Source organism: Tropicibacter sp. S64 (genome assembly GCF_049803835.1).
Taxonomy (GTDB): Bacteria; Pseudomonadota; Alphaproteobacteria; order Rhodobacterales; family Rhodobacteraceae; genus Pacificoceanicola.
The window spans coordinates 1-21,314 of record NZ_JBNAGK010000002.1; the positions used below are offsets into that span (position 1 = coordinate 1).

The 21,314-nt window shown below is 64.2% G+C and carries 22 protein-coding genes and 1 pseudogene; 14 read left to right on the forward strand and 9 right to left on the reverse strand.

The window, feature by feature from the left end; translation table 11 throughout:
* Both ACP159_RS03215 and ACP159_RS03220 read left to right on the forward strand, forming a co-directional pair.
* Positions 1-675, forward strand: a 675-nt coding sequence (locus ACP159_RS03215; protein ID WP_425098197.1) for a type I glyceraldehyde-3-phosphate dehydrogenase, incomplete at its 5' end; no start/stop codon positions are given.
* Positions 676-753: 78 nt separating this feature from the next.
* Positions 754-1,122 (forward strand): hypothetical protein, encoded by a 369-nt coding sequence (locus tag ACP159_RS03220; RefSeq protein WP_425098198.1) that lies wholly within the window; start codon positions 754-756, stop codon positions 1,120-1,122.
* Between the two features lie 9 nt (positions 1,123-1,131).
* Here ACP159_RS03220 and ACP159_RS03225 read toward each other — a convergent pair whose 3' ends face one another.
* Positions 1,132-1,383 carry a hypothetical protein gene (locus ACP159_RS03225; protein ID WP_425098199.1) on the reverse strand — a complete coding sequence of 84 codons (252 nt, stop codon included), beginning with the start codon at positions 1,381-1,383 and terminating at the stop codon, positions 1,132-1,134.
* Between the two features lie 287 nt (positions 1,384-1,670).
* Here ACP159_RS03225 and ACP159_RS03230 point away from each other — a divergent pair, with 287 nt between their 5' ends.
* A complete protein-coding gene (locus ACP159_RS03230; RefSeq protein ID WP_425098200.1) occupies positions 1,671-1,832 on the forward strand; it encodes a hypothetical protein in 162 nt (53 codons plus the stop codon).
* An 82-nt stretch (positions 1,833-1,914) separates the two neighbouring features.
* On the opposite strand, the gene coaD is transcribed toward ACP159_RS03230, so the two are convergent.
* From coaD to ACP159_RS03245, 3 genes are all read right to left on the reverse strand, one after another.
* Positions 1,915-2,418, reverse strand: a complete 504-nt coding sequence (gene coaD / locus ACP159_RS03235; protein WP_425098201.1) for a pantetheine-phosphate adenylyltransferase — start codon at positions 2,416-2,418, stop codon at positions 1,915-1,917.
* Between the two features lie 82 nt (positions 2,419-2,500).
* The gene (locus tag ACP159_RS03240) at positions 2,501-2,935 is read right to left on the reverse strand and encodes a CBS domain-containing protein (RefSeq protein ID WP_425098202.1); all 435 of its coding nucleotides are present in this window, start codon (positions 2,933-2,935) and stop codon (positions 2,501-2,503) included.
* Positions 2,936-2,997: 62 nt separating this feature from the next.
* Positions 2,998-3,903: a LysR family transcriptional regulator gene (locus tag ACP159_RS03245; protein WP_425098203.1), complete on the reverse strand. Its 906-nt coding sequence runs from the start codon at positions 3,901-3,903 to the stop codon at positions 2,998-3,000.
* 118 nt (positions 3,904-4,021) lie between these two features.
* Between ACP159_RS03245 and ACP159_RS03250 the strand changes: the two genes are divergently transcribed.
* The 10 genes and pseudogenes from ACP159_RS03250 (at position 4,022) to ACP159_RS03295 (ending at position 13,351) form a co-directional block, all read left to right on the forward strand.
* Complete coding sequence (locus ACP159_RS03250; protein WP_425098204.1) at positions 4,022-5,521, forward strand: CoA-acylating methylmalonate-semialdehyde dehydrogenase; 1,500 nt, start codon at positions 4,022-4,024, stop codon at positions 5,519-5,521.
* A 436-nt stretch (positions 5,522-5,957) separates the two neighbouring features.
* Positions 5,958-6,242 (forward strand): hypothetical protein, encoded by a 285-nt coding sequence (locus tag ACP159_RS03255; protein WP_425098205.1) that lies wholly within the window; start codon positions 5,958-5,960, stop codon positions 6,240-6,242.
* A gap of 240 nt (positions 6,243-6,482) precedes the next feature.
* Positions 6,483-6,818 carry a hypothetical protein gene (locus ACP159_RS03260; RefSeq protein WP_425098206.1) on the forward strand — a complete coding sequence of 112 codons (336 nt, stop codon included), beginning with the start codon at positions 6,483-6,485 and terminating at the stop codon, positions 6,816-6,818.
* Positions 6,819-6,911: 93 nt separating this feature from the next.
* On the forward strand, positions 6,912-8,039 hold the full coding sequence (locus tag ACP159_RS03265; protein ID WP_425098207.1) for a carboxylate-amine ligase: 1,128 nt from the start codon (positions 6,912-6,914) through the stop codon (positions 8,037-8,039).
* A gap of 132 nt (positions 8,040-8,171) precedes the next feature.
* Entirely contained in the window at positions 8,172-9,299 is a 1,128-nt protein-coding gene (locus tag ACP159_RS03270) for a glycosyltransferase (protein WP_425098208.1), read from the forward strand.
* Positions 9,300-9,450: 151 nt separating this feature from the next.
* Complete coding sequence (locus ACP159_RS03275) at positions 9,451-10,590, forward strand: acyl-CoA dehydrogenase family protein (protein ID WP_425098209.1); 1,140 nt, start codon at positions 9,451-9,453, stop codon at positions 10,588-10,590.
* 75 nt (positions 10,591-10,665) lie between these two features.
* Positions 10,666-11,682, forward strand: a pseudogene (locus ACP159_RS03280) (enoyl-CoA hydratase/isomerase family protein); the annotation flags it as partial.
* A gap of 27 nt (positions 11,683-11,709) precedes the next feature.
* Positions 11,710-12,582, forward strand: coding sequence for a 3-hydroxyisobutyrate dehydrogenase (gene mmsB, locus ACP159_RS03285; RefSeq protein ID WP_425098672.1), 873 nt, complete (start codon positions 11,710-11,712; stop codon positions 12,580-12,582).
* An 88-nt stretch (positions 12,583-12,670) separates the two neighbouring features.
* The gene (locus ACP159_RS03290; protein WP_425098210.1) at positions 12,671-13,018 is read left to right on the forward strand and encodes an excinuclease ABC subunit A; all 348 of its coding nucleotides are present in this window, start codon (positions 12,671-12,673) and stop codon (positions 13,016-13,018) included.
* A gap of 126 nt (positions 13,019-13,144) precedes the next feature.
* Entirely contained in the window at positions 13,145-13,351 is a 207-nt protein-coding gene (locus ACP159_RS03295; protein ID WP_425098211.1) for a YgaP family membrane protein, read from the forward strand.
* 71 nt (positions 13,352-13,422) lie between these two features.
* On the opposite strand, the gene ACP159_RS03300 is transcribed toward ACP159_RS03295, so the two are convergent.
* Together ACP159_RS03300 and uvrA are read right to left on the reverse strand one after the other, a co-directional pair.
* Positions 13,423-13,989: a VPLPA-CTERM sorting domain-containing protein gene (locus tag ACP159_RS03300; protein ID WP_425098212.1), complete on the reverse strand. Its 567-nt coding sequence runs from the start codon at positions 13,987-13,989 to the stop codon at positions 13,423-13,425.
* A 116-nt stretch (positions 13,990-14,105) separates the two neighbouring features.
* Entirely contained in the window at positions 14,106-16,985 is a 2,880-nt protein-coding gene (uvrA, locus tag ACP159_RS03305) for an excinuclease ABC subunit UvrA (RefSeq protein WP_425098213.1), read from the reverse strand.
* A 154-nt stretch (positions 16,986-17,139) separates the two neighbouring features.
* Between uvrA and ACP159_RS03310 the strand changes: the two genes are divergently transcribed.
* Positions 17,140-17,502 carry a rhodanese-like domain-containing protein gene (locus ACP159_RS03310; RefSeq protein WP_425098214.1) on the forward strand — a complete coding sequence of 121 codons (363 nt, stop codon included), beginning with the start codon at positions 17,140-17,142 and terminating at the stop codon, positions 17,500-17,502.
* A gap of 85 nt (positions 17,503-17,587) precedes the next feature.
* On the opposite strand, the gene ACP159_RS03315 is transcribed toward ACP159_RS03310, so the two are convergent.
* Genes ACP159_RS03315 through ACP159_RS03325 form a run of 3 tightly spaced genes read right to left on the reverse strand, consistent with a single transcriptional unit; the run spans position 17,588 to position 21,140 of the window.
* A complete protein-coding gene (locus ACP159_RS03315) occupies positions 17,588-19,366 on the reverse strand; it encodes an SLC13 family permease (protein ID WP_425098215.1) in 1,779 nt (592 codons plus the stop codon).
* Between the two features lie 26 nt (positions 19,367-19,392).
* Complete coding sequence (locus tag ACP159_RS03320; protein ID WP_425098216.1) at positions 19,393-20,328, reverse strand: DMT family transporter; 936 nt, start codon at positions 20,326-20,328, stop codon at positions 19,393-19,395.
* Positions 20,325-21,140, reverse strand: a complete 816-nt coding sequence (locus tag ACP159_RS03325; RefSeq protein ID WP_425098217.1) for a TIGR00282 family metallophosphoesterase — start codon at positions 21,138-21,140, stop codon at positions 20,325-20,327. The genes ACP159_RS03320 and ACP159_RS03325 overlap by 4 nt, the downstream gene beginning before the upstream one ends.
* Positions 21,141-21,314 lie beyond the last annotated feature (174 nt).

The window sequence follows — 21,314 nt, forward strand, 5'->3', positions numbered from 1 at the left end:
TTGGAGAATGGCTCTAAGCGCGTGCTGATTTCCGCCCCCGGCGACGGTGCCGACAAGACCATCGTCTTCGGCGTCAATGACAGCGTGCTGACCAGCGTCGACATCGTCGTCTCCAACGCCTCCTGCACCACGAACTGCCTGTCGCCGGTGGCCAAGGTGCTCAACGATACCGTCGGGATCGTGAAAGGCTTCATGACCACGATCCACAGCTACACCGGTGATCAGCCGACGCTGGACACCATGCACAAGGACCTCTACCGCGCCCGCGCCGCCGCGCTCTCGATGATCCCGACGTCCACCGGCGCGGCGAAGGCCGTGGGGCTGGTTCTGCCGGAACTGAACGGCAAGCTCGACGGTGTCGCGATCCGCGTGCCGACGCCGAACGTCTCAGTCGTCGACCTGACCTTCGAGGCGTCCCGCGCGACCACGGTGCAGGAGATCAACGACGCGATCCGCGATGCCGCCGACGGCCCGCTCAAGGGCATCCTCGGCTACACCGACAAGAAACTCGTCAGCTCCGACTTCAACCATGACCCGCATTCGTCGGTCTTCCACACGGACCAGACCAAGGTCATGGACGGCACCATGGTCCGCATCCTGACCTGGTATGACAACGAATGGGGCTTTTCCAACCGCATGTCCGACACGGCGGTTGCCATGGGCAAGCTGATCTGACATTGGACAGGACGCGCCGTGCGCGAACCCCGGCTCCTCTCGGGCCGGGGTTTTTCTTGTCTTGTCAGGATCGTAACGATGAAACCGCTATTGATACCCCTCGCCTGTCTCGCCCTGTCTGGCTGCCTTTATGAAGCGTTGGCACGGCCCGCGACCGCTATCGGAACCAAGGACGGAAACCCCCTGTTTGAGACCGATTGCGACATCGACCCGACGGTGATCGGGCGCCGGGCGCAGATCGGACCAAACGCCGGGAAACCTGTGACGGCGTATTATGCCTGCGAGCCGGTCGCCCGGAAGACCTGTCCGTCCGGCTATACCGTGACCGACGTCACCCGCGGCGGGATCCGCTACGTTACAGACGTCATCCAGACCGGCACCATGGTCACACACCGTCGCGTCGCGCTTCAGGACGTGACCATCCGCTTCACCTGCACTGCCGGTTGACCTGGGGCCTCAGCGGTCTGCCGTTGCCCGTGTCGCGGCGACCGCACCCTTTGCGGCCTTGTACGCAGAGGCGGCCTGCGCCGCGGCGGCTGGCAGGGATTGCACCGCGCCGGGCGGCAGAAACTGGGTGGACACCGGGGTGGGTGGCTGAAATCCGGGCTGCGATGCCACGGGTTTCACCGCAGACACTTCCTGCACCATAGCCGCCCCCCGGCCCGGCGTGCTGGTCAAGGGAAGCGCCGATGCATATCCGATACGCATGTGACTCTCCGTCCTTGCGAGGGTCCGTTTCGCCGGTTTGGCGGCACTGGACAGCCTCGTGATGCAGCGAGGTTAACCAGAATCAGGTAAAGAAAAGGTTAGCGCCTTTGAAATCAGGCCCGGAAGCCCGGACCGGCGTATCGAGACGTTAACGATACCGCGCTTGCCCATGCAGTTTCTGCAACGCGGCAAGACCATCCCGACAATTGTTCTGCACCGCAGCAACGCCTATGTTGGCGCTATCAGCAAGGTATGGTGCCCTGCTGGACAACCCAAGGAGAGAACCCATGAACGGTTTCTTTGACACCCTGCGCATCCGGATGGAAAAGCGCGCGAAGTACAACCGCACCCTGCGCGAACTGCAGAGCATGCCGCAGGACGTGGCCCAGGATCTCGGTATCTATCCGGCCGATGCACGCCGCATCGCCCATGAAGCCGTCTACGGCTGAGCCGTGATCGCCGTCCAACGGGCCCTGCCCGACCTTTTCGACACCGAGCGCCGATCGCGGGTCTGACGACCCCGGACGGCGCTCACCGCGGCGTCTTGCCGAGCTTGGCGAGCAGCGCCTGACGCACCGGCGGCGTGACGAATTTCGACACATCCCCGTCCAGCCGCGCGATTTCCTTGACCAGCTTGGACGCAATCGCCTGGTGCCGCGCCTCCGCCATCAGGAACACGGTCTCGACCGAACTGTCGAGCACCCGGTTCATGCCAACCATTTGATATTCATACTCGAAATCTGCAACGGCCCGCAGGCCGCGCACGATGATCTGGGCCCCGACATCGCGGGCGCAATCAATCAGGAGGTTTTCGAAAGGGTGCGCCACGATCTGTGTGCCGGTCTCTTTCGACAGCGCCGCGCATTCGTCCTCGATCATCGCCACGCGCTCTTCGAGAGAGAACAGAGGCCCCTTGTCGCGGTTGATCGCCACGCCGATCACCAACCGATCAACCAGCGCCGCGCCGCGCCGGATGATGTCGATATGCCCCAGCGTGATGGGGTCGAAGGTTCCGGGATACAAAGCGATGCGCATGGGTCTTGGCCCCCTGTGTCACGTTCCAGCGCACGCAACATTATTGCGCGTCGGATTGCAACCCGGAAATCTCCGGACGGGTTCAGTGCCCCATGATCATGCCTTCGAGCGCTTTCTTTTCCATGTCGAGTTCGGACAGCCTCGCCTTGACCACGTCGCCGATGGTGATCAGGCCGATCATGACACCGTCCTCGACCACGGGCATGTGGCGAAAGCGACCCTCGGTCATCTGTTCGAGCACGCTGTCCGACAGGTCTGACCGGGTGCAGGTGACCAGCTTGCGGGTCATGTAACTGTCCACGGTCTCGCCCATGCAGGATGCGCCGCGGGTGGCCAGAACGCGCACGATGTCGCGCTCCGACAGAATGCCGAGCGCGTCCTTGCCGGTCTCGGAAATCACCACGGTCCCGATGCGTTTTTCTGCAAGGATCTTCGCCGCTTCCTCGATCAGCGTGCCGGGCTTGACCGTCACCACGCCGTCAGATCCCTTGCTTTTCAGAATGTTCTGCACTTGCATCGATGGCCTCCTTTGGTGCTCCGTAACGTCAAGCGTCCATCAGGGTGCGGCAATTTGTCAAGTCAGACGTTTAGGCAGAGTGCCTCGAGACGGGCCAGCTCCATGCGCATGCCCTGGGTCAGCGCTTTTGCAAATCTGTTCATCCTTTCGTGCCTGCGGTCATCGGTATGGCGCACCAGGTAGAAGCTGCGTTTGAGGCTGACCTGGTCGGTCAGGATGCGGCGCAGGTCCGGGGCGGTCGGCAGGGCAAAGTCATGCACGATCCCGAGGCCCGCCCCCTGCCGGACCCAGTTGAACTGGACCGAAACCGAGTTGGATGCGAGCGGCACGCGGGTCAGACCCAGATCGCCGAGGTAATCCAGCTCCTTGTCGAAGATCATGTCCGGAATGTAGCCAGTGATGCGATGGCCGTGCAGGTCAGAAACCGCACGAATTGGGGCATTTTGTGCAAGATAAGCCTCGGACGCGGCCAGATGCAGCCGGTAATCGGTTATTTTCTGCACGACGAGACGCCCAGCGGTGGGCGGGCTGACGGCGATGGCCATGTCCGCCTCGCGCCGCGACAGGTTGACCACGCGCGGCAATGCGACGATCTGGACTTCGAGGTCGGGGTTGTGATCCGCGATCGCGGCGCAGACCTGTGGCAGCAGGAAGTTGGCACAGCCGTCCGGCGCACCGATCCGGACCTGTCCGGACAGCCCCTCCGCCTCACCCTGCACCGCCTCCGTCGCCAGTGACAGCGCCTGCTCTGCCGCCTCCGCGTGGCGCAACATACGCGCGCCGGGTTCGCTCAAGGCATAACCCTGCTGGCTCTTGACGAAAAGCGATGCGCCCATGGTCTGCTCCAGCCGCGCAATCCGGCGCCCCACCGTCGCCGGGTCCATGCGCAGCACACGCCCCGCAGCAGACAGGCTCTCGCCCCGGGCCACCGCCAGAAAAATCCGCAGGTCATCCCAACTGTCCGACATCACGCGCCCCCTTGACGCAGGGTCTTTGCATAAACGCAAAACCCTTTTGCCAGATTACCTCTTTATTCGGCATTTTTGCAAGGATACGGTCCGCGCCAACTGGAGACAGGAGGATTCCATGACCGAACTCACCAACTGGATCAACGGCGCCCGCGTGAAGAGCGCGTCGGGACGTTTCTCGGACGTCTACAACCCGGCAACCGGCGAGGTACAGGCAAGAACGCCGCTGTCCTCCGTGGACGAGCTGAACGACGCCGTGGCCAAGGCCGTCGAGGCCCAGAAGGCCTGGGGCGCGACCAACCCGCAACGCCGCGCCCGCGTGATGATGGCCTTCGGGGCGCTCATCAACCAGCACATGGACGAGCTGGCCGAGCTGGTCTCCCGCGAGCATGGCAAGACCCTGCCGGACGCCCGTGGCGACGTACAGCGCGGTCTTGAAGTGGTCGAGGTCTGCATGGGAGCGCCGTCCCTGCTCAAGGGCGAATTCACCGATGATGGCGGCCCTGGCATCGACCTCTATTCCATGCGCCAGCCGCTCGGCGTTGTCGCCGGCATCACCCCGTTCAACTTCCCGGCGATGATCCCGCTGTGGAAGATGGCCCCGGCGCTGGCCTGCGGCAATGCCATGATCCTCAAGCCCTCCGAGCGCGTGCCCTCCACCGCGCTGCGCCTTGCGGAACTGATCAAGGAGGCCGGCCTGCCCGACGGCGTCCTGCAGGTGGTCAACGGTGACAAGGAAGTCGTCGACGCGATCCTCGACAACGAGGACATCGCCGCGGTGGGCTTCGTCGGCTCGACCCCGATCGCCCAGTACATCTATGGCCGCGCTGCGAACAACGGCAAGCGTGCCCAGTGCTTCGGCGGGGCGAAGAACCACATGATCATCATGCCCGACGCCGACATCGACAAGGCGGCGGACGCGCTGGTCGGGGCTGGCTATGGCGCGGCGGGCGAGCGCTGCATGGCGATCTCCGTTGCGGTGCCGGTTGGCAAGGAGACCGCCGACAAGCTGATCGAGGCGCTTGTGCCGCGCGTCGAGAAGCTGCGCGTCGGGCCTTACACCTCCGATCAGGAGATGGACTATGGCCCGGTCATCACAGCGGCGTCGAAGGCGCGCATCGAGGGCCTCATCGCTTCCGGCGTGGAACAGGGCGCGGACCTGCTCATCGACGGGCGCGGCTTCGAGCTTCAGGGCTACGAGAACGGCTTCTTCTGCGGCCCGTCGCTCTTCGACAACGTGACGCCCGACATGGACATCTACAAGGAAGAGATCTTCGGCCCGGTCCTGTCGACCGTGCGCCGCGACACTTATGAGGATGCGCTGAACCTCGTGATCGACAACCCCTACGGCAACGGCACGGCGATCTACACCGCCGACGGCGACACCGCCCGCGACTTTGCCCATCGGGTCAACGTCGGCATGGTCGGCATCAACTTCCCGATCCCGGTGCCGCTGTCGTACCACACCTTCGGGGGCTGGAAGAAGTCGGCCTTCGGCGACCTGAACCAATACGGCCCGGACGCCTTCCGCTTCTACACCAAGACCAAGACGGTCACCGCCCGCTGGTTCTCGGGCATCAAGGAAGGCGGCGAATTCAACTTCAAGGCGATGGACTGATTGAATCGCCCCTCCAAACAGGCAACACTCCCCCCGATATCCGTCGGGGGGATTTTTTTATTGCCCCCAACTGTAACTTTCCGCCGGCGAGGCAGGCATACCGTGCAACTCTCGGGCGATTTAACTCCCCGGGTGGGAACAACGGATAATTGCAAAATGAGATCTTCGTCCTGCGGGGGATGATTTTTTGCGTGTTCCGCCCTTGCCCTAGCGTCAACCAACTGCAACGCTGAGACTACGGAGTCGCACATTTCTTGTTGATGGGGCCGTCGTGACCATTTCGTTTTCAATCCATCCTGACCGGAGACTGACCCTGTTCCGGTTCCAGAAAACCGTCGACACCCGCGAAGGCGCGGAGATATTCGAGCGGTATGTCCGACATCCCGCGTTCGATCCGGACTTTCCGATGCTGAGCGACACACGCGCCCTCGCCTCCGTGGACACCTCCAGCCGCGGAATGATGACGCACCTGTTCTCTCTGCACAAATCCTTGCGGCAATTCCCGCGCCCGGTGATCAGCGTGATTTACACCCGGACCGATCTGTTCTTCGGGATTGGCCGGTTGCTGGAGCAGTTGCAGAACCCTCTGTCGAAGATTCGCATCGTCGTGACCCGGGACGAACACGAAGCGCTCCGGCTGGTCGGGCAGAAGGAGAATCGTTTCGAAACACTTTGCGGCAACATTGTGGCCGCAAACGCCCAGACCGAAACAGTGGGATGACTGTATCGTGGAACGTCGCACGGACCTGCATTATAAGTATGACAAATTGCACAAGTGCGCCCAAATTGTGCTATGAAGACGGCACTCCAACTACGTCACACAGTACGCGCGTAACGATCAAACCGGTGGATCTGATGCATGGCCTTCCGATATCGAATATACAGCGAAAACAGATGCATCGTGTACCGACTCGGTGGGCGTTACCATCCTGACATGTGCCTGAGCGCAACCCGGCAGATCATGGCAGACGAAGCCTTTTCGCCGGACTTCGACTTTGTGACGGACCTGCGCGACGTGCGTTTCTTCGATGCCGACTACCGTGGCATCGCCCATCTCGCCTCGCGGCTGCGCGACGTCCATGCGGAGATGCCCGAGACAGTCCGTTACGTTGTCCTGTGCGAGCGCGACGTGCAGTTCGGCATGGCCCGCATGTACCAGCAGATCGTCGAGAACAACGTGGCGTTCAGCCTGCACCTGACCCGAACCGTGCGCGCCGCCGCAGAGGTGCTCGGGCTGCCCGAAGACCGTCTGAAGGACATGCTGGACGCGGTCCGGGTCCCGGACGACGGCAGCTGAACGCACGCGTCGCACGGCATTCCCGACCAAACTGGTGTTGCCCTGCCCGGTCCTTTTGCGCTCAACTGTCCGCAGCAGCGCGGTGGAGGGAGCATGACCGAACCGGAATTCACGATCGGCATCGAGGAGGAATACCTGCTTGTCGATCTCGAGACGATGGCGCTGGCCGAGGCGCCGGACGGGCTGATGGAGGATTGCGCCGCCGAGCTGGAAGGACAGGTCAGCCCGGAATTTCTGCAATGCCAGATCGAGATCGGCACCAAGCCCTGCGCCGACATCGCCGCCGCCCGCGAAGACCTCAAGCGGCTGCGCAGCACCGTCGCCCGCCACGCCCGCGTCCGCGGTCTCGCGCCGATCGCCGCCTCCTGCCATCCGCTGGCTGACTGGAAAACCCAGCATCACACCGACAAGCAGCGCTATAACGAGCTCAGCCGCGACCTTGGCGGCGTGGTGCGGCGGATGCTGATCTGCGGGATGCACGTGCACGTCGGGCTGAACGACGATCCCCTCCGCGCGGACCTGATGCGGCAGATGAGCTATTTCCTGCCGCATCTTCTGGCCCTCTCCACCTCCTCGCCGTTCTGGCAGGGCGAGGACACCGGGCTGGCATCCTACCGCATCTCGGTCTTCGACAACCTGCCCCGCACCGGCCTGCCGCCGCAGTTCGCCAATTGGCAGGACTACGAACGCTCGGTGCAGATCCTGATCGACCTTGGCGTGATCGAGGATTCGAGCCGGATCTGGTGGGACCTGCGCCCCTCCTCGCGCTTTCCAACGCTGGAAAGCCGGATCATGGATGTGCAGCCCCGGCTGGAGGACACGCTGACGCTGGCGGCGCTGAACCAGTGCCTTTTGCGGATGCTCTGGCGATTGCGGGTGAAGAACCAGCGCTGGCGCATCTACGATCCCTTCCTGATCGGCGAGAACCGCTGGCGGGCGCAACGATATGGCGTCTCGGAAGGGCTGATCGACTTCGGCGCGGGCGAGATCGTGCCGTTCCCGCAACTCATGGAGGACCTGGTCGAGATCGTCGAACAGGACGGTGGCATCCTGCGCTGCCTGCGCGAGGTCGAGCGGGTGCGCGGCATCGCGGAACGGGGCAACGGCAGCACGCGGCAACGGGCCGTCCTCGCCGCAGCGCAGGCGGAGGGCAAGGATCACGAAGGACAGATGCGCGCGGTGGTGCAGCATCTCGTCGACGAATTCATGGCGGACCTGTAGCGCCGGGAGGGCTCTGCCCTCGCGCCTGCGGCGCTCACCCGCGGTATTTTCGGACCAAAGAAGATGCAGGCCGCGCCCTTGGCTTGCCTTGGACGTCGGTTTAGGACCGTGGGCAGACTTCGGGAGCACCCCATGACCATCGCCATCGCCACCTCCGATTATTTCGTGCCGGGGGAGACCTTCATCAACCGGCACATCGAGCACATGTTCGGCGGGGAGACCGTTGTGGTCTGCGGGCGGTTCAACGGCAGCGATCCCTATGGCAAACCGATTTTCGAGCGGCGCGGGCGGCTTTCGGCAAAGGACAAGGTGCTGGCGCCCATCTCCGCGGTGTTCGGGGCGGCCTTGCATGGCACGTCCCGCCTGCCCTACGGCGACAACCGCGCGGCAATGGCGGCATTCCTGCGCGCGCATGGCGTCAAGGCGATCCTCGCCGAATTCGGCACGCAGGCGCTGGTGGTGGCGAAACTCGGTAATGATCTCGGCCTTCCGGTCTTCACCTATTGGCGCGGAACGGACGCCTCCGCCGCGCTGACCTCGCGCCAGAGGGTTCGGTCCTATCGGCTGATGATGCCGCGTCTTGCGGGGATGTTCTCGGTCAGCCAATTCCTGCTCGACAACCTCGCCCGGCACGGGATCAGCCACCCGAACGCCCATGTCGTGCCCTCCGGCGTCGACATCCGCCGCTTCTCCCCGGGGGAGAAGGTGCCCGGCAGCTTTCTCGCCGTCGGCCGCATGGTCGAGAAGAAGGCGCCGCAGGTGACGCTCCGGGCCTTTGCCGAGGCCGCGAAGGGACGCGCGGCGCATCTGACCTTCATCGGGGACGGCCCCCTGCTGGAGCCGTCGAAGGCGCAGGCGGAGGCGCTCGGCATCGCCGGACAGGTGACCTTCACCGGCGCCCTGCCGCATGCTGAGGTGCGCGAGCACCTGCTGACCACCGAAGTCTTTCTCCAGCATTCGGTGACGGCGGCCAATGGCAACACCGAAGGGCTGCCCACAGCGATCCAGGAGGCGCTGGCTTGCGGCTGCATCACGCTCTCGACCCGCCATGCGGGCATTCCCGAGGCAGTCGAGGACGGGGTGAACGGGCTTCTCGTGGACGAATGGGACGAAGCCGGGTTCGCCCGGAAGATCGCCGATATTCTCGACCTGAGCGACCGCAGCGCCATGGCTGCGGCGGCCCGCGCCACGGCGGAGACGAAATTCGACAACGAGGTCGGCTTGAAGCGGGTCGAAGCGGTGATCCGCCAAGCGCTCTGAAAACCCTGCGTTATCGCAAACAATCGACCGGAAACAGACGCAGAGTTTTGCATTTCTGCAAAACCGCCTTGCACCTGCGCGGCTTGCATCCTGCGGCCCTTCCCGGCACAATCTGAACAAGTGTTCAATTTCGGACGGGAGGAGACCGACCATGGATTTTGCGCTGAGCGAAGAGCAGACTGCCATCTTCGACATGGCCCACGCCTTCGGGCAGGAGCATATCGCGCCGTTTGCCCGTCAGTGGGAGGCGGAGGGCACGATCCCCAAGGATCTCTGGCCACGCATCGCCGAACTGGGCTTCGGCGGGCTTTACGTCAGCGAGGAGGCGGGCGGCTCCGGTCTCACGCGGCTCGACGCCACGCTTGTCTTCGAGGCGCTCAGCATGGCCTGCCCCTCCGTCGCGGCGTTCCTGTCGATCCACAACATGTGCGCCCGCATGATCGACAGCTTCGGCTCCGACGAGATGAAGGCGCGCATCCTGCCCAAGGCAATGACCATGGAGACGGTGCTGAGCTACTGCCTTACCGAACCCGGCTCCGGCTCCGACGCGGCGGCGCTGAAGACGCGGGCGGAGCGGAGCAACGAGGGCTACCGGCTCACCGGGACCAAGGCCTTCATCTCCGGCGGCGGGTATTCCGACGCCTATGTTGTCATGGCCCGCACAGGCGGGGACGGGCCGAAAGGCATATCGGCTTTGTACGTCGAAGATGGCGCTGAGGGTCTGTCCTTCGGCGGTCTGGAGGATAAGATGGGCTGGAAATCGCAGCCGACGCGGCAGGTGCAGTTCGACGACTGTTTCACGGCGTCGGAGAACCTCCTTGGAGAGGAAGGCAAGGGCTTCAGCTACGCCATGGCGGGCCTCGACGGTGGTCGGCTCAACATTTCCGCCTGCTCGCTCGGCGCGGCGCAGACGGCGCTCAACATGACCCTGCGGTACATGTCCGAACGGAAGGCCTTCGGCCAGTCGATCGACCAGTTCCAGGCGCTGCAATTCCGTCTTGCCGACATGGAAATCGAGCTGCAGGCCGCACGGACCTTCCTGCGGCAGGCGGCGTGGAAACTCGACACGCAGGCGCCGGACGCCACGAAATTCTGTGCCATGGCCAAGAAGTTCGTGACCGAGGCGGGCAGCCGGATCGTCGACCAGTGCCTGCAGCTGCACGGCGGCTATGGCTATCTCGCCGACTACGGCATCGAGAAGCTGGTGCGCGATCTGCGGGTGCATCAGATCCTCGAAGGCACCAATGAAATCATGCGCATGATCACTGCCCGGCACTTGCTCAAAGGCTGACGCGCCCAAATGTCCTGGAAGACATCGGAAGGTCCGTCGACGGACTTTCCTCCAGACGCACCGAACAGGAACCAAATGACTGACATTCGCATCCGAAAACACGGCCGCGCGGGGCACATCACGCTGACCCGGCCCAAGGCGCTGAACGCGCTCAGCTACGACATGTGCCTCGCCACCGAAAAGGCGCTCGACGCTTGGCGTCAGGATCCGGAAGTCGATCTTGTCCTGATCGACGCGGAGGGCGACCGCGCTTTCTGTGCCGGTGGCGACATTGCCGAGATGTACCAGACCGGCATCGAAGGCAATTTCGACTACGGCCGCACCTTCTGGCGCGACGAGTACCGCATGAACGCCAAGTTGGCGGAATACGACAAGCCGATCGTCTCCTTCCTGCACGGCTTCGTCATGGGCGGTGGCGTCGGCCTTGGCGGGCATGTCTCGCACCGGATCGTCTGTGACGACACGCAGATCTCCATGCCGGAGGTCGGCATCGGCTTCGTGCCCGACGTCGGGGGCACCTTCCGGCTGGCGAAGGCCCCGGGGCGGCTGGGCGAGTATCTCGGTCTGACCGCCGCCCGCATGGGGCCCGGCGATGCCATCCACGCGGGCTTTGCCGATTGCTACATCCCCGCGCCGGAATGGCCCGCGCTCAAGACCCTCTTGTGCGAGACCGGCGATGCCGGCCATGTCATCGCCTGCGCCCTGCCCGCGCCGCACAGCCCGCTGGCGGAGCAGCAAGCGCAGATCGACGCGCTGTTCGGTGGCGAAAGCCTGCAGGACATCGTGAACGCGCTGAGTGCCGAGAGCAGCGACTTCGCCGCGAAGGCGCTGAAAACGCTGCAGCGCAACGCGCCGCTTGAGATGGCCGTCACGCTGGAGATGATCCACCGCCTGCGCACCGCTCTGGACCTGTCCATCCGCAAGGCGCTGGAACTCGAATACCGCGTCTCGCATCGCATCATGGAACAGGGCGACTTCCTCGAAGGCATCCGCGCGGCGATCATCGACAAGGACAAGACGCCGAAATGGCGGCATGATCTGAGCAAGGTGCCGGCTGTGGACGTCAGCCGCATGTTGACGCCGCTTGGCAAGGACGCGCTGACTTTCAGGGAGAGAGGCATGAAGATCGGATTCATCGGACTGGGCAACATGGGCGGCCCCATGGCCACGAACCTCATCAAGGCGGGGCATGACGTGACCGGCTTCGACGTGGCAGGCGTGTCCGTGGAGGGCGCCGCTGTGGCAAGCAGCGCGGCGCAGGCGGCCAGCGGCGCGGATGTGGTCATCACCATGCTGCCCAACGGCGCGATCCTGCGCGATGTGGCGGCAGAGGTCATCCCGGCCATGACCCCGGGCGCGGTGCTGCTCGATTGCTCCACCGTCGACGTGGACAGCGCCCGCGCCGTCGCGGCTCAGGCTGCCGAAGCGGGCCTCGGTGCCCTTGACGCCCCGGTCTCGGGTGGCATTGGCGGGGCCAGTGCCGGGACGCTGACCTTCATGGTCGGCGGCTCCGAAGAGGCCTTCGCCAAGACCAAACCCCTCTTCGACATCATGGGCCAGAAGGCGGTGCACTGCGGGCCCTCCGGCAACGGACAGGCGGCGAAGATCTGCAACAACATGATCCTTGGCGTCACCATGATCGCCACCTGTGAAGCCTTCGCCCTGGCCGACAAGCTCGGCCTCGACCGGCAGGCGATGTTCGACGTGGTCAGCACCTCCTCCGGATATTCGTGGACGATGAACGCCTACTGCCCCGCGCCGGGCATCGGCCCGCAATCACCTGCCGACAACGGCTACAAGCCCGGTTTCGCCGCCGACCTGATGCTCAAGGACCTGCGCCTGTCCCAGCAGGCCGCGGAGAGCGCCGACGCCGATACCCCCATGGGCCGGGCCGCCATGGACCTCTACGCGCAATTCGTCGAGCAGGAAGACGGCAAAGGCATGGACTTCTCCGCCATGCTCCCCCGGTTCGAAAAGCGCGGTCGCGGCTGACGTCGGGTTCGGCGGCAGCTTGTCGCAGCTGGCCCGCCGAACCTTTTCTGCTCTGCAGCGTTAACCGCCTACAGAAAGGAGCAGACCAATGAAACGCCTTGTCACACTGGCCCTGCTGGGCCTGATCACCGCCACCGGCCCGATTGCCGCAACCGCCAGCCCGAAAGCCTGCCCGCCCGGCCTGGCCAAGAAGGATCCGGCCTGCATGCCGCCGGGCCTCGCGAAGAATACCGCGCCCGAGCAGGAGCGCCACAGCGGGCTTTACGAGATCGGCGAGCGCATCGAGCGTCCCTACGTGCTGATCCGCGACCCCTCCCTTTACAGGCTCAATCCAAACCTGACGTATTACCGGGTCGATGGCACCGTCTACCAGGTCAACCCGAAGACCGACGCCGTGATGAAACTGATCGGCGCGTTCGAGGCGCTGACCAACTGACCGAAAGACCGTCTCCCCGGCGGTCTTTTCGCGCCCGCTCCGGAAAATTTGATACAAATCATATTCAAAATGCGTTGTATGGTGAAAACATTGCCCGGAAACTGAACTTTACCAAGGGGATCAAACATGTTTGCCAAGAATATGGGTCAATCCGACCGCTTCATCCGCACGTTCATCGGTATCGTGCTGCTGATCGTCTTCTTCTCGATGGCCGGAGGCATCCTGAAATGGCTCGCGCTCATCGTCGGCGTGGCGATGCTGGCAACAGCCGCCATGGGCTCCTGCCCGCCGTACAGTCTGCTCGGCATCAACACCTGCAAGACGAAGGACTGACCCGGGCCGACGGAGCCGCGAACCGCACCCGGCCCACGCGCCTGCGCTGGCCGGGATTGCGCCGATGCGTTCTATCGGGTTAGCCACCGTCTCCGTGCACCGAGCGCGACGAGCGCACCGAGCATCAGCAGGCCGCTGGCGGGTACGGGGACCGGCGTCGAGACCACGATCCCCGGATAGCCACGCGGAACGAGGAAGCTCAGATGGCTGATGCCCTTGTCGAGGGTCACCGCGTTTCCGGTGATGCCCCCTGCGTAGTAATGCGCGACAAACCCTTGGCCCGCTTTGAAAACCACGAATTGGTAGGCATCGTCGGTCGACCAGCTGAAATTGCGGGACTCGCCCTTTGGCGCGCCATCGAGCGCGGTGAAATCGAAACCGGAGGCGGTCACCGGATCGTCGACCTTGTAGACGTCACCCGCGCGGATCACCGAGAACTCCGGGCTGGTGAACTGGTTGATGAAGTCAAGCAGCGCGGCATTGATCTCGCCGGCCTTGACGTCATTACCCTTGGCCACTGTCAGCACGGCAGTGGGCGCAACGCCGCCCTCATCCGTGTCCGGGATGACCGTCAGAGCGCTGAGGGAAGCAGGCAGCAGGCCCAGCAGCAGGGCCGCCATGAGTTTGAAACGCAGCATGAATTGCACCGTGTACAAGGACAGGCCAAGCAGAAGGCCAAAGCAGAACATTAACAAAATCGGCGATTCGATCCAAATCACGAACCGGGCAACTGCCGAAACGTCAACAATCCCGGCTATTCCGCCGCCACTTTCCCCGTCTTCAGCATCGGTTTGAGATACCGGCCCGTATGCGAGCGCTCCACCGCCGCCACCTCTTCGGGTGTGCCGACAGCCACGACCTCGCCGCCACCGTCACCACCCTCGGGACCGATGTCGATGATGTGATCCGCTGTCTTTACCACGTCGAGATTGTGCTCGATGACCACCACCGTGTTGCCCTGATCGACCAGTTCATGCAGCACTTCCAAGAGCTTGCGCACATCTTCGAAGTGCAGGCCAGTGGTGGGCTCGTCGAGGATGTAGAGCGTGCGTCCCGTGGACCGCTTCGCCAGTTCCTTCGACAGTTTCACCCGCTGCGCCTCGCCGCCGGACAGCGTCGTCGCCTGTTGGCCCACTTTGATGTAGCCAAGGCCGACGCGCATCAGCGCATCCATCTTGTCCCGGATCGACGGCACCGCCTTGAAGAACTCCTGCGCATCCTCGACCGTCATATCAAGAACGTCGGCTATGCTCTTGCCCTTGAACTTGATTTCCAGAGTTTCACGGTTGTAGCGGTGGCCTTTGCAAGTCTCGCACGTGACATAGACATCCGGCAAAAAGTGCATCTCGATCTTGATGACGCCGTCGCCCTGGCACGCCTCGCAGCGCCCGCCCTTGACGTTGAAGCTGAACCGCCCCGGCTTGTAGCCCCGCGCCTTCGCCTCCGGCAGACCCGCGAACCAGTCCCGGATCGGCGTGAAGGCCCCGGTGTAAGTGGCTGGATTCGAACGTGGAGTCCGGCCGATGGGGCGCTGGTCGATGTCGATGACCTTGTCGAGATGCTCCAGCCCCTTGATCGTCTCGCAGGGCGCAGGCGTCTGCCGCGCACCGTTGAGCGCCGTGGAGGCGGTCTTGAACAGCGTCTCGATGGTCAGCGTCGACTTGCCGCCGCCGGAGACGCCCGTCACACAAACGAACTGGCCCAGCGGGAACTCCGCCGTGACCTCCTTGAGGTTGTTGCCCGTGGCCTTCACCACCTTGATTTTCTTCTTGTTTCCCTTGCGCCGCTGCTGCGGCACCGGGATCTCGCGGGTGCCGCTCAAGTATTGCCCGGTCAGGCTCGCCGGGTCCGCCATGATCTCCGACGGCGTGCCTTTCGCCACCACCTGCCCGCCATGCACACCGGCGCCCGGGCCGATGTCGAAGACATAATCCGCCTCGCGGATCGCCTCCTCGTCGTGCTCCACCACGATCACCGTATTCCCCTGATCGCGCAGGTTTTTCAGCGTGTCGAGCAGGCGCGTGTTGTCGCGCTGGTGCAGACCGATGGACGGCTCGTCCAGAACGTAAAGCACACCCGTCAGGCCGGAGCCGATCTGGCTGGCAAGCCGGATGCGCTGGCTCTCGCCACCACTTAACGTACCACTTGAACGGGACAGCGTAAGGTATTCCAATCCCACGTTGTTCAGGAATCCAAGCCGCTCCCGGATCTCCTTCAGAATGGCCCGGGCAATCTCGTTTTTCTGGTTGGTCAGGTTCTCCGGCACCGTCTGGCACCAGTCATAGGCCTGCCGGATCGACATCTGCACCACCTGCCCGACATGCAGCAGATGCTCCTTGTCCTTCGCAGGCCCGATCTTCACCGCCAGCGCCTCTTCCCGCAGACGATAGCCGCCGCAGGCGCCGCAGGGGCGGTTGTTCTGGTAGCGCTCGAACTCTTCTCGAATCCAGCTCGAATCCGTTTCGCGATAGCGCCGCTCCATGTTCGGAATGACCCCCTCGAAGGTCCGCGACACCTGATAGATCCGCCCGCCCTCATCGTAACGGAACTGAATTTCCTCGTCCCCGGAGCCATAGAGGAAAACCTGCTGCACATGCGCGGGCAGATCCTTCCAGCGGGATTTCTTGTCGAATTCGTAATGCTTTGCGATGGCTTCGATGGTCTGGAGGAAATACGGGCTCTTGCCCTTCCGCCAGGGCGCCAGCGCCCCGTCCGCAATCTTCAGCGTCTGGTCCGGCACCACCAGCCGCTCGTCGAAGAACAGCTCGACCCCAAGGCCGTCACACTCCGGGCAAGCGCCAAACGGCGCGTTGAAGGAAAACAGGCGCGGCTCGATCTCCGGGATGGTGAAGCCGCTGACCGGACAGGCGAAATTCTCGCTGAACGTGATGCGTTCCGGGTCGCCCTCCTTCGGGGCCGTCTCCAGAATGGCAATCCCATCCGCTAGGTCGAGTGCCGTCCGGAACGAATCCGCCAGCCGCGTCTCCATACCCTCACGCACCACGATGCGGTCGACCACCACGTCGATGTCGTGGCGGAACTTCTTGTCCAGCGTCGGCGGCGTGTCGAGCTCGTGGAACTCGCCATTGACCTTCACCCGCTGGAAACCCTGCTTGCGCAGTTCCAGAAACTCCTTCTTGTACTCGCCCTTCCGGTCCCGGACGATGGGCGCGAGGAGATAGCCGCGCGTGCCCTCCTCCAGCGCCATCACCCGGTCCACCATGTCCTGCACCTGCTGCGCCTCGATCGGCATGCCGGTGGCGGGCGAATAGGGCGTGCCGACGCGCGCGAAGAGCAGGCGCAGGTAATCGTAGATCTCCGTCACCGTGCCGACGGTGGAGCGCGGGTTCTTCGACGTGGTCTTCTGCTCGATGGAAATCGCCGGGGAAAGACCGCTGATGTGGTCCACGTCAGGCTTTTCCATCATGTCGAGGAACTGCCGGGCATAGGCGCTGAGCGACTCGACATACCGCCGCTGCCCCTCGGCATAGATCGTATCGAAGGCCAGCGAGGATTTGCCCGAGCCGGACAGCCCGGTGATCACCACAAGCTCATCGCGCGGAATGTCCACGTCGATGTTCTTGAGGTTGTGCTCGCGCGCACCGCGCACCTCGATGTACTTCAGCTCAGGCATGACGCCCCCCGGGGTTAAAGACCGCTTAACAGATAGGCGATACCATCCGGATCGCCAATTGAAAAATGAGAACTTTACAAGAACACGTCACCGTGCCCTTTACATTCCCATTTCTGAATGTATATGAATCGAGCAAGTCTTCAGGAGACGCCCAATGTTTGCATTTCTTTCGAACGCCCTGCGCGGGGGCGACATGACTGCCGCCGAGGCGCTGCCGCTGGTGGCAAGCGGCGAGATCGTGCTGATCGACATCCGCGATCCCATGGAAATCCGCGCGTCCGGCATGGCCGAGGGTGCCGTCTCGATCCCCTCCGCCACGCTGGCGATGCGCGCCGATCCGCGCAGCCCGGAGTGCCTCGACGCGCTGAAGGCGGGCAAGCCGATCGCGGTTTACTGTGCCTCCGGCGCACGCTCCGCCATGGCCAAGGGCCTGCTGCAGCGTATGGGCCACGAGGAGGTCCACAACATCGGCGGACTGGGACACTGGCAAGCGGCGGGCGGCAAGATCGTCCGCTGAACGCCTGCCCGCCGCAGCCCCGGGCCTGACCCGGGGCCTCATGGCAGCAGATCCCGGATCAGGTCCGGGATCGTGTCGCGCCGCCTCACAGCGGCCAGAACACCGGGATCAGGATCGAGGCGATCACGCCGATGATCAGGTTCATCCCGATCCCCACCTTGACGAAATCCGTGAAGCGATACCCGCCGGGGCCGTAGACGAGCGTGTTCGTCTGGTACCCGATGGGCGTGGCAAAGGCGCAGGAGGCGGCCAGCATCACCGCCACCACAAGCGGCCTCGGGTCGACGCCCACGGCATTCGCCAGAGAAATCGCGATCGGCGTAACCACCACGGCGACCGCGTTGTTGCTGATGGCTTCCGTCAGTGCCGAGGTCAGGAAGAACACCGCCCCGACGAGCAGCACCGGAGGCAGGTCCGCCAGGTGCGGCGCGATGGCATTGACGATCAGGTTGACCGCCCCGGAGCTTTCCAGCGCCGCGCCGACCACGAGCATGGCGAAGATCAGCGCCAGAAGGCGACCCTCGATGAAGGAAAATGCCTCTTCGGCGTCGATGCAGCGGGCGAAGAGGATCACCGCGACGGCAATGACTGTCAGCGGCAGGATCGGAGCCACCTCGATGGCCGAGAGGAAGACCACGCCGACCAGCGCCGCGATGGCGATGGGGGCATGCCCGCGCCGGAAGGCCTTGGCAGAGGGATGCGAGACGTCGACGAGGTCCATTTCCTCCGCCAGTCGCTGGATATCGTCCGGCGCGCCTTCGAGCAGCAGAGTGTCACCGACCCGAACCACCAACTGATCGAGTTGCCGCCCGATGTTCTGGTTCCGCCGGTGCACCGCCAGCGGATAGACGCCGAACCGCCGCCGCAGACGCAGGGCGCCGAGCGACCGGCCGACCATCTTGCACCCGGGCGTGATCAGCACCTCGACGGTGTTGGTCTCCTTCGCGGACACCTGGTCCACCCGTTTCAGCGACTTGTTCCGCTGCAACGACAGCAGCTCCGTCATCTGGGTGCGCAGAACCACCCGGTCCCCGACCTCCAAAGTCACGCCGGCAAGATTGCGGCGCAGGGATTCGTCGCCACGGATCACGTCGATTAGCCGCACGCCTTCCCGTTTGAACAGCTGCACGCCCTGAACCTCGCGGCCGATCAGGTTTGATTCCGGCGGAATGACGGCCTCCGTGAAGAACTTCATCTTCGAGCGGTCCGACAGCATCCCTGCCATCGACGCCCGCTCCGGCAACAGCACGCGCCCGGCCAGCGCCAGGTATCCCATGCCCACGGCGACCAGGATCACCGCCATGGGCGTCACCTCGAAGATGGAGAACGGCTCCAGCCCCGCGTTCCGCGCAACGCCATCCACAAGCAGGTTGGTCGAGGTTCCGATCAGCGTGGTCATGCCGCCCAGAATGGCGGCATAGCTGAGCGGGATCAGCAGCTTGGAGGGCGCGATCCCGAGCGATTTGGCGATCTGGACGAAGACCGGCAGCATCACGACCACGACCGGCGTGTTATTCATGAAGGCGGAGGCGAGCACCACCACGGCCATGATTCCGATCATCGCCCGCCTTGGCCGCTTCACCACCTGGTCCTGCGCATAGCGGGTGAAGACGTCGAGTGCGCCCGTGCGCACCAGCCCGCCCATGACGATGAACATCGCCGCGATGGTCCAGGGGGCCGGGTTCGACAGGGTCGCAAGCGCCGCGTCATAAGGCAAGACGCCGAGCAGCAGCAGGGCGGAGACCCCGCCGATGGCGGTCACCTCGACCGGATAGACCTCGCGCACGAAGAGCGCGAACATGACCGCGACGACGGCAAGCGTCACACCGGCCTGCCCCGTCTGGCTCAATTCAAACCAATTCATGGTGTCTGCTGCCCCTGCCTGCCTCTTTACTGCGGCTCCACATTCTGACCGCTTGGCGGCGGCGGAGCAAGAGCCTGCAGACGCGGTTGCACAAGGGCCATGCCGCCGAGCATCAGCGCGAGCGCCGTCCAGATCCAGCCGCCGTAGCCTTCACCGAGGATCAGCATCGCCCAGCCGACGCCGAACAGCGTGACGAAATAGCTCACCTGCACCGCAAAGACCGACCCGGCGAGGCCAACCAGCCAGACATAGCCAGTATAGGCGCCTGCATGCAGTACGGAGGAGGTCAGCAAGGCGTAGTCCGGTGCGCCCCAGGGCCCGCGCGGGTCGATGAACTGCCCGGTGAGGAGCGCCAGCGGCAGGCAGATGACCGCGCCGACGAGGGAGGCCCCGGCCAGCAGCGCGACGGGGCCGATGCCGCCGCGCCCGATCTTCGCGACGAGGTTACCCTCGAAGGCGTAGCACAGCGAGGAGAGCAGCGCGATCGGCACCCAGGTCAGCTGCACCGCCCGGGGCATGGAAGTCTCCGGCAGGATCAGCAGGGCGACACCCAGCATGCCGAGCGACAGGCCAAGCAGCCGACGCAGCGCGAAGCGCTCCAGCCCGAGGGCCAGCGCCACGGGAAAGGCCAGCATCGGCACGGAACTGAGCAGGATCGACAGCACGCCGGACGGCAGATGCGCCGCCGCGCTGTAGGAGGCGATGCCGGGCAGGACGGAGCCGAGCAGGGCAATAAGGAGATAGCGCGCCAGATGCTCCGGGCGGAGCGACAGGGTCGTACCCCGAAAGACCATGATCGTGCGCAGGATGACCGCGCCGAGCGCCAGTTGCCAGAACAGCAGACCGAAATGGCGGTAGCCTTCGGAGACCGCGATCTTGCTCATCGGCTGCGTCGCGCCCCAGGCCGCGCCGATCACCATCAGCGCCGCAAACGGCAGCCAGCGCGGCCCGACCGCGCTCACGCAGGCCCGCTCTGTTCGAGCCGCCCGCCCTGACGGACCATCTTGACGGAGAGGGCCTTGCCGGTGCGGTCGTCGGTCTCGACGAAGAGGCCGGAGAGCGTCGCCTCGCCTTCCGCCGGCTGGAAGCGGCCCTTGGCCATGCCGGTCACGAACCGGCGCAGCGGCTCGGCCTTGTCCATGCCGATGACGGAATTGTAATCGCCGCACATGCCCGCATCGGCCATGAAGGCGGTGCCGCCGGGCAGGATCTGCGCATCGCCCGTGGGCACATGGGTGTGCGTGCCGACCACGAGACTCGCCCGGCCGTCACTGAAATGGCCGATGCCCATCTTCTCCGAAGTTGCCTCGCAATGGATGTCCACGATGATCGCCTGCGCCTGCCCGCCAAGCGGATGGCGGCGGAAGACGTCATCGAGCGCGGAGAAGGGATCGTCGAAGGCCCGCTTCATGAAGACCTGCCCGAGCACCTGCGCCACCAGCACCTTGCGCCCGCGCCGGTCGCTGAACAGCGCCACGCCCCGCCCCGGCGCCTGTTTGGCGAAGTTGATCGGGCGGATGATGCGATTGTCGCTCTCGATGTGGGTCAGCATGTCCTTCTGGTCGAAGGCATGATCGCCGAGGGTGACCACATCGGCACCCGCGTCGAACAGCAGCTTCGCATGGGCCGCGGTGAGGCCCGCCCCGTTGGAAGCGTTCTCGCCGTTGACCACGACGAAATCCAGCCGCCAGTCCTCACGCAGCTTCGCCAGCCGGTCCTGAATCCCCTGCCGCCCGGAGCGGCCCACCACATCGCCAAGAAAGAGTAGTCTCATGGGGAGCGAGGATTAGAGATGTGCCGCGCGGAATTGAAGAGGAAAAGCGCCGAAGAGGTGTTTCGGTGCGCTGCGCGCACCGACCCGCGCGCCTGCGGCGCGGGGGAAAATTTTGTCTTCGCAAAATTTTTGTCGGGGGCTTTGCCCCCGGAGCCCCCAGGTATTTGGGGACCA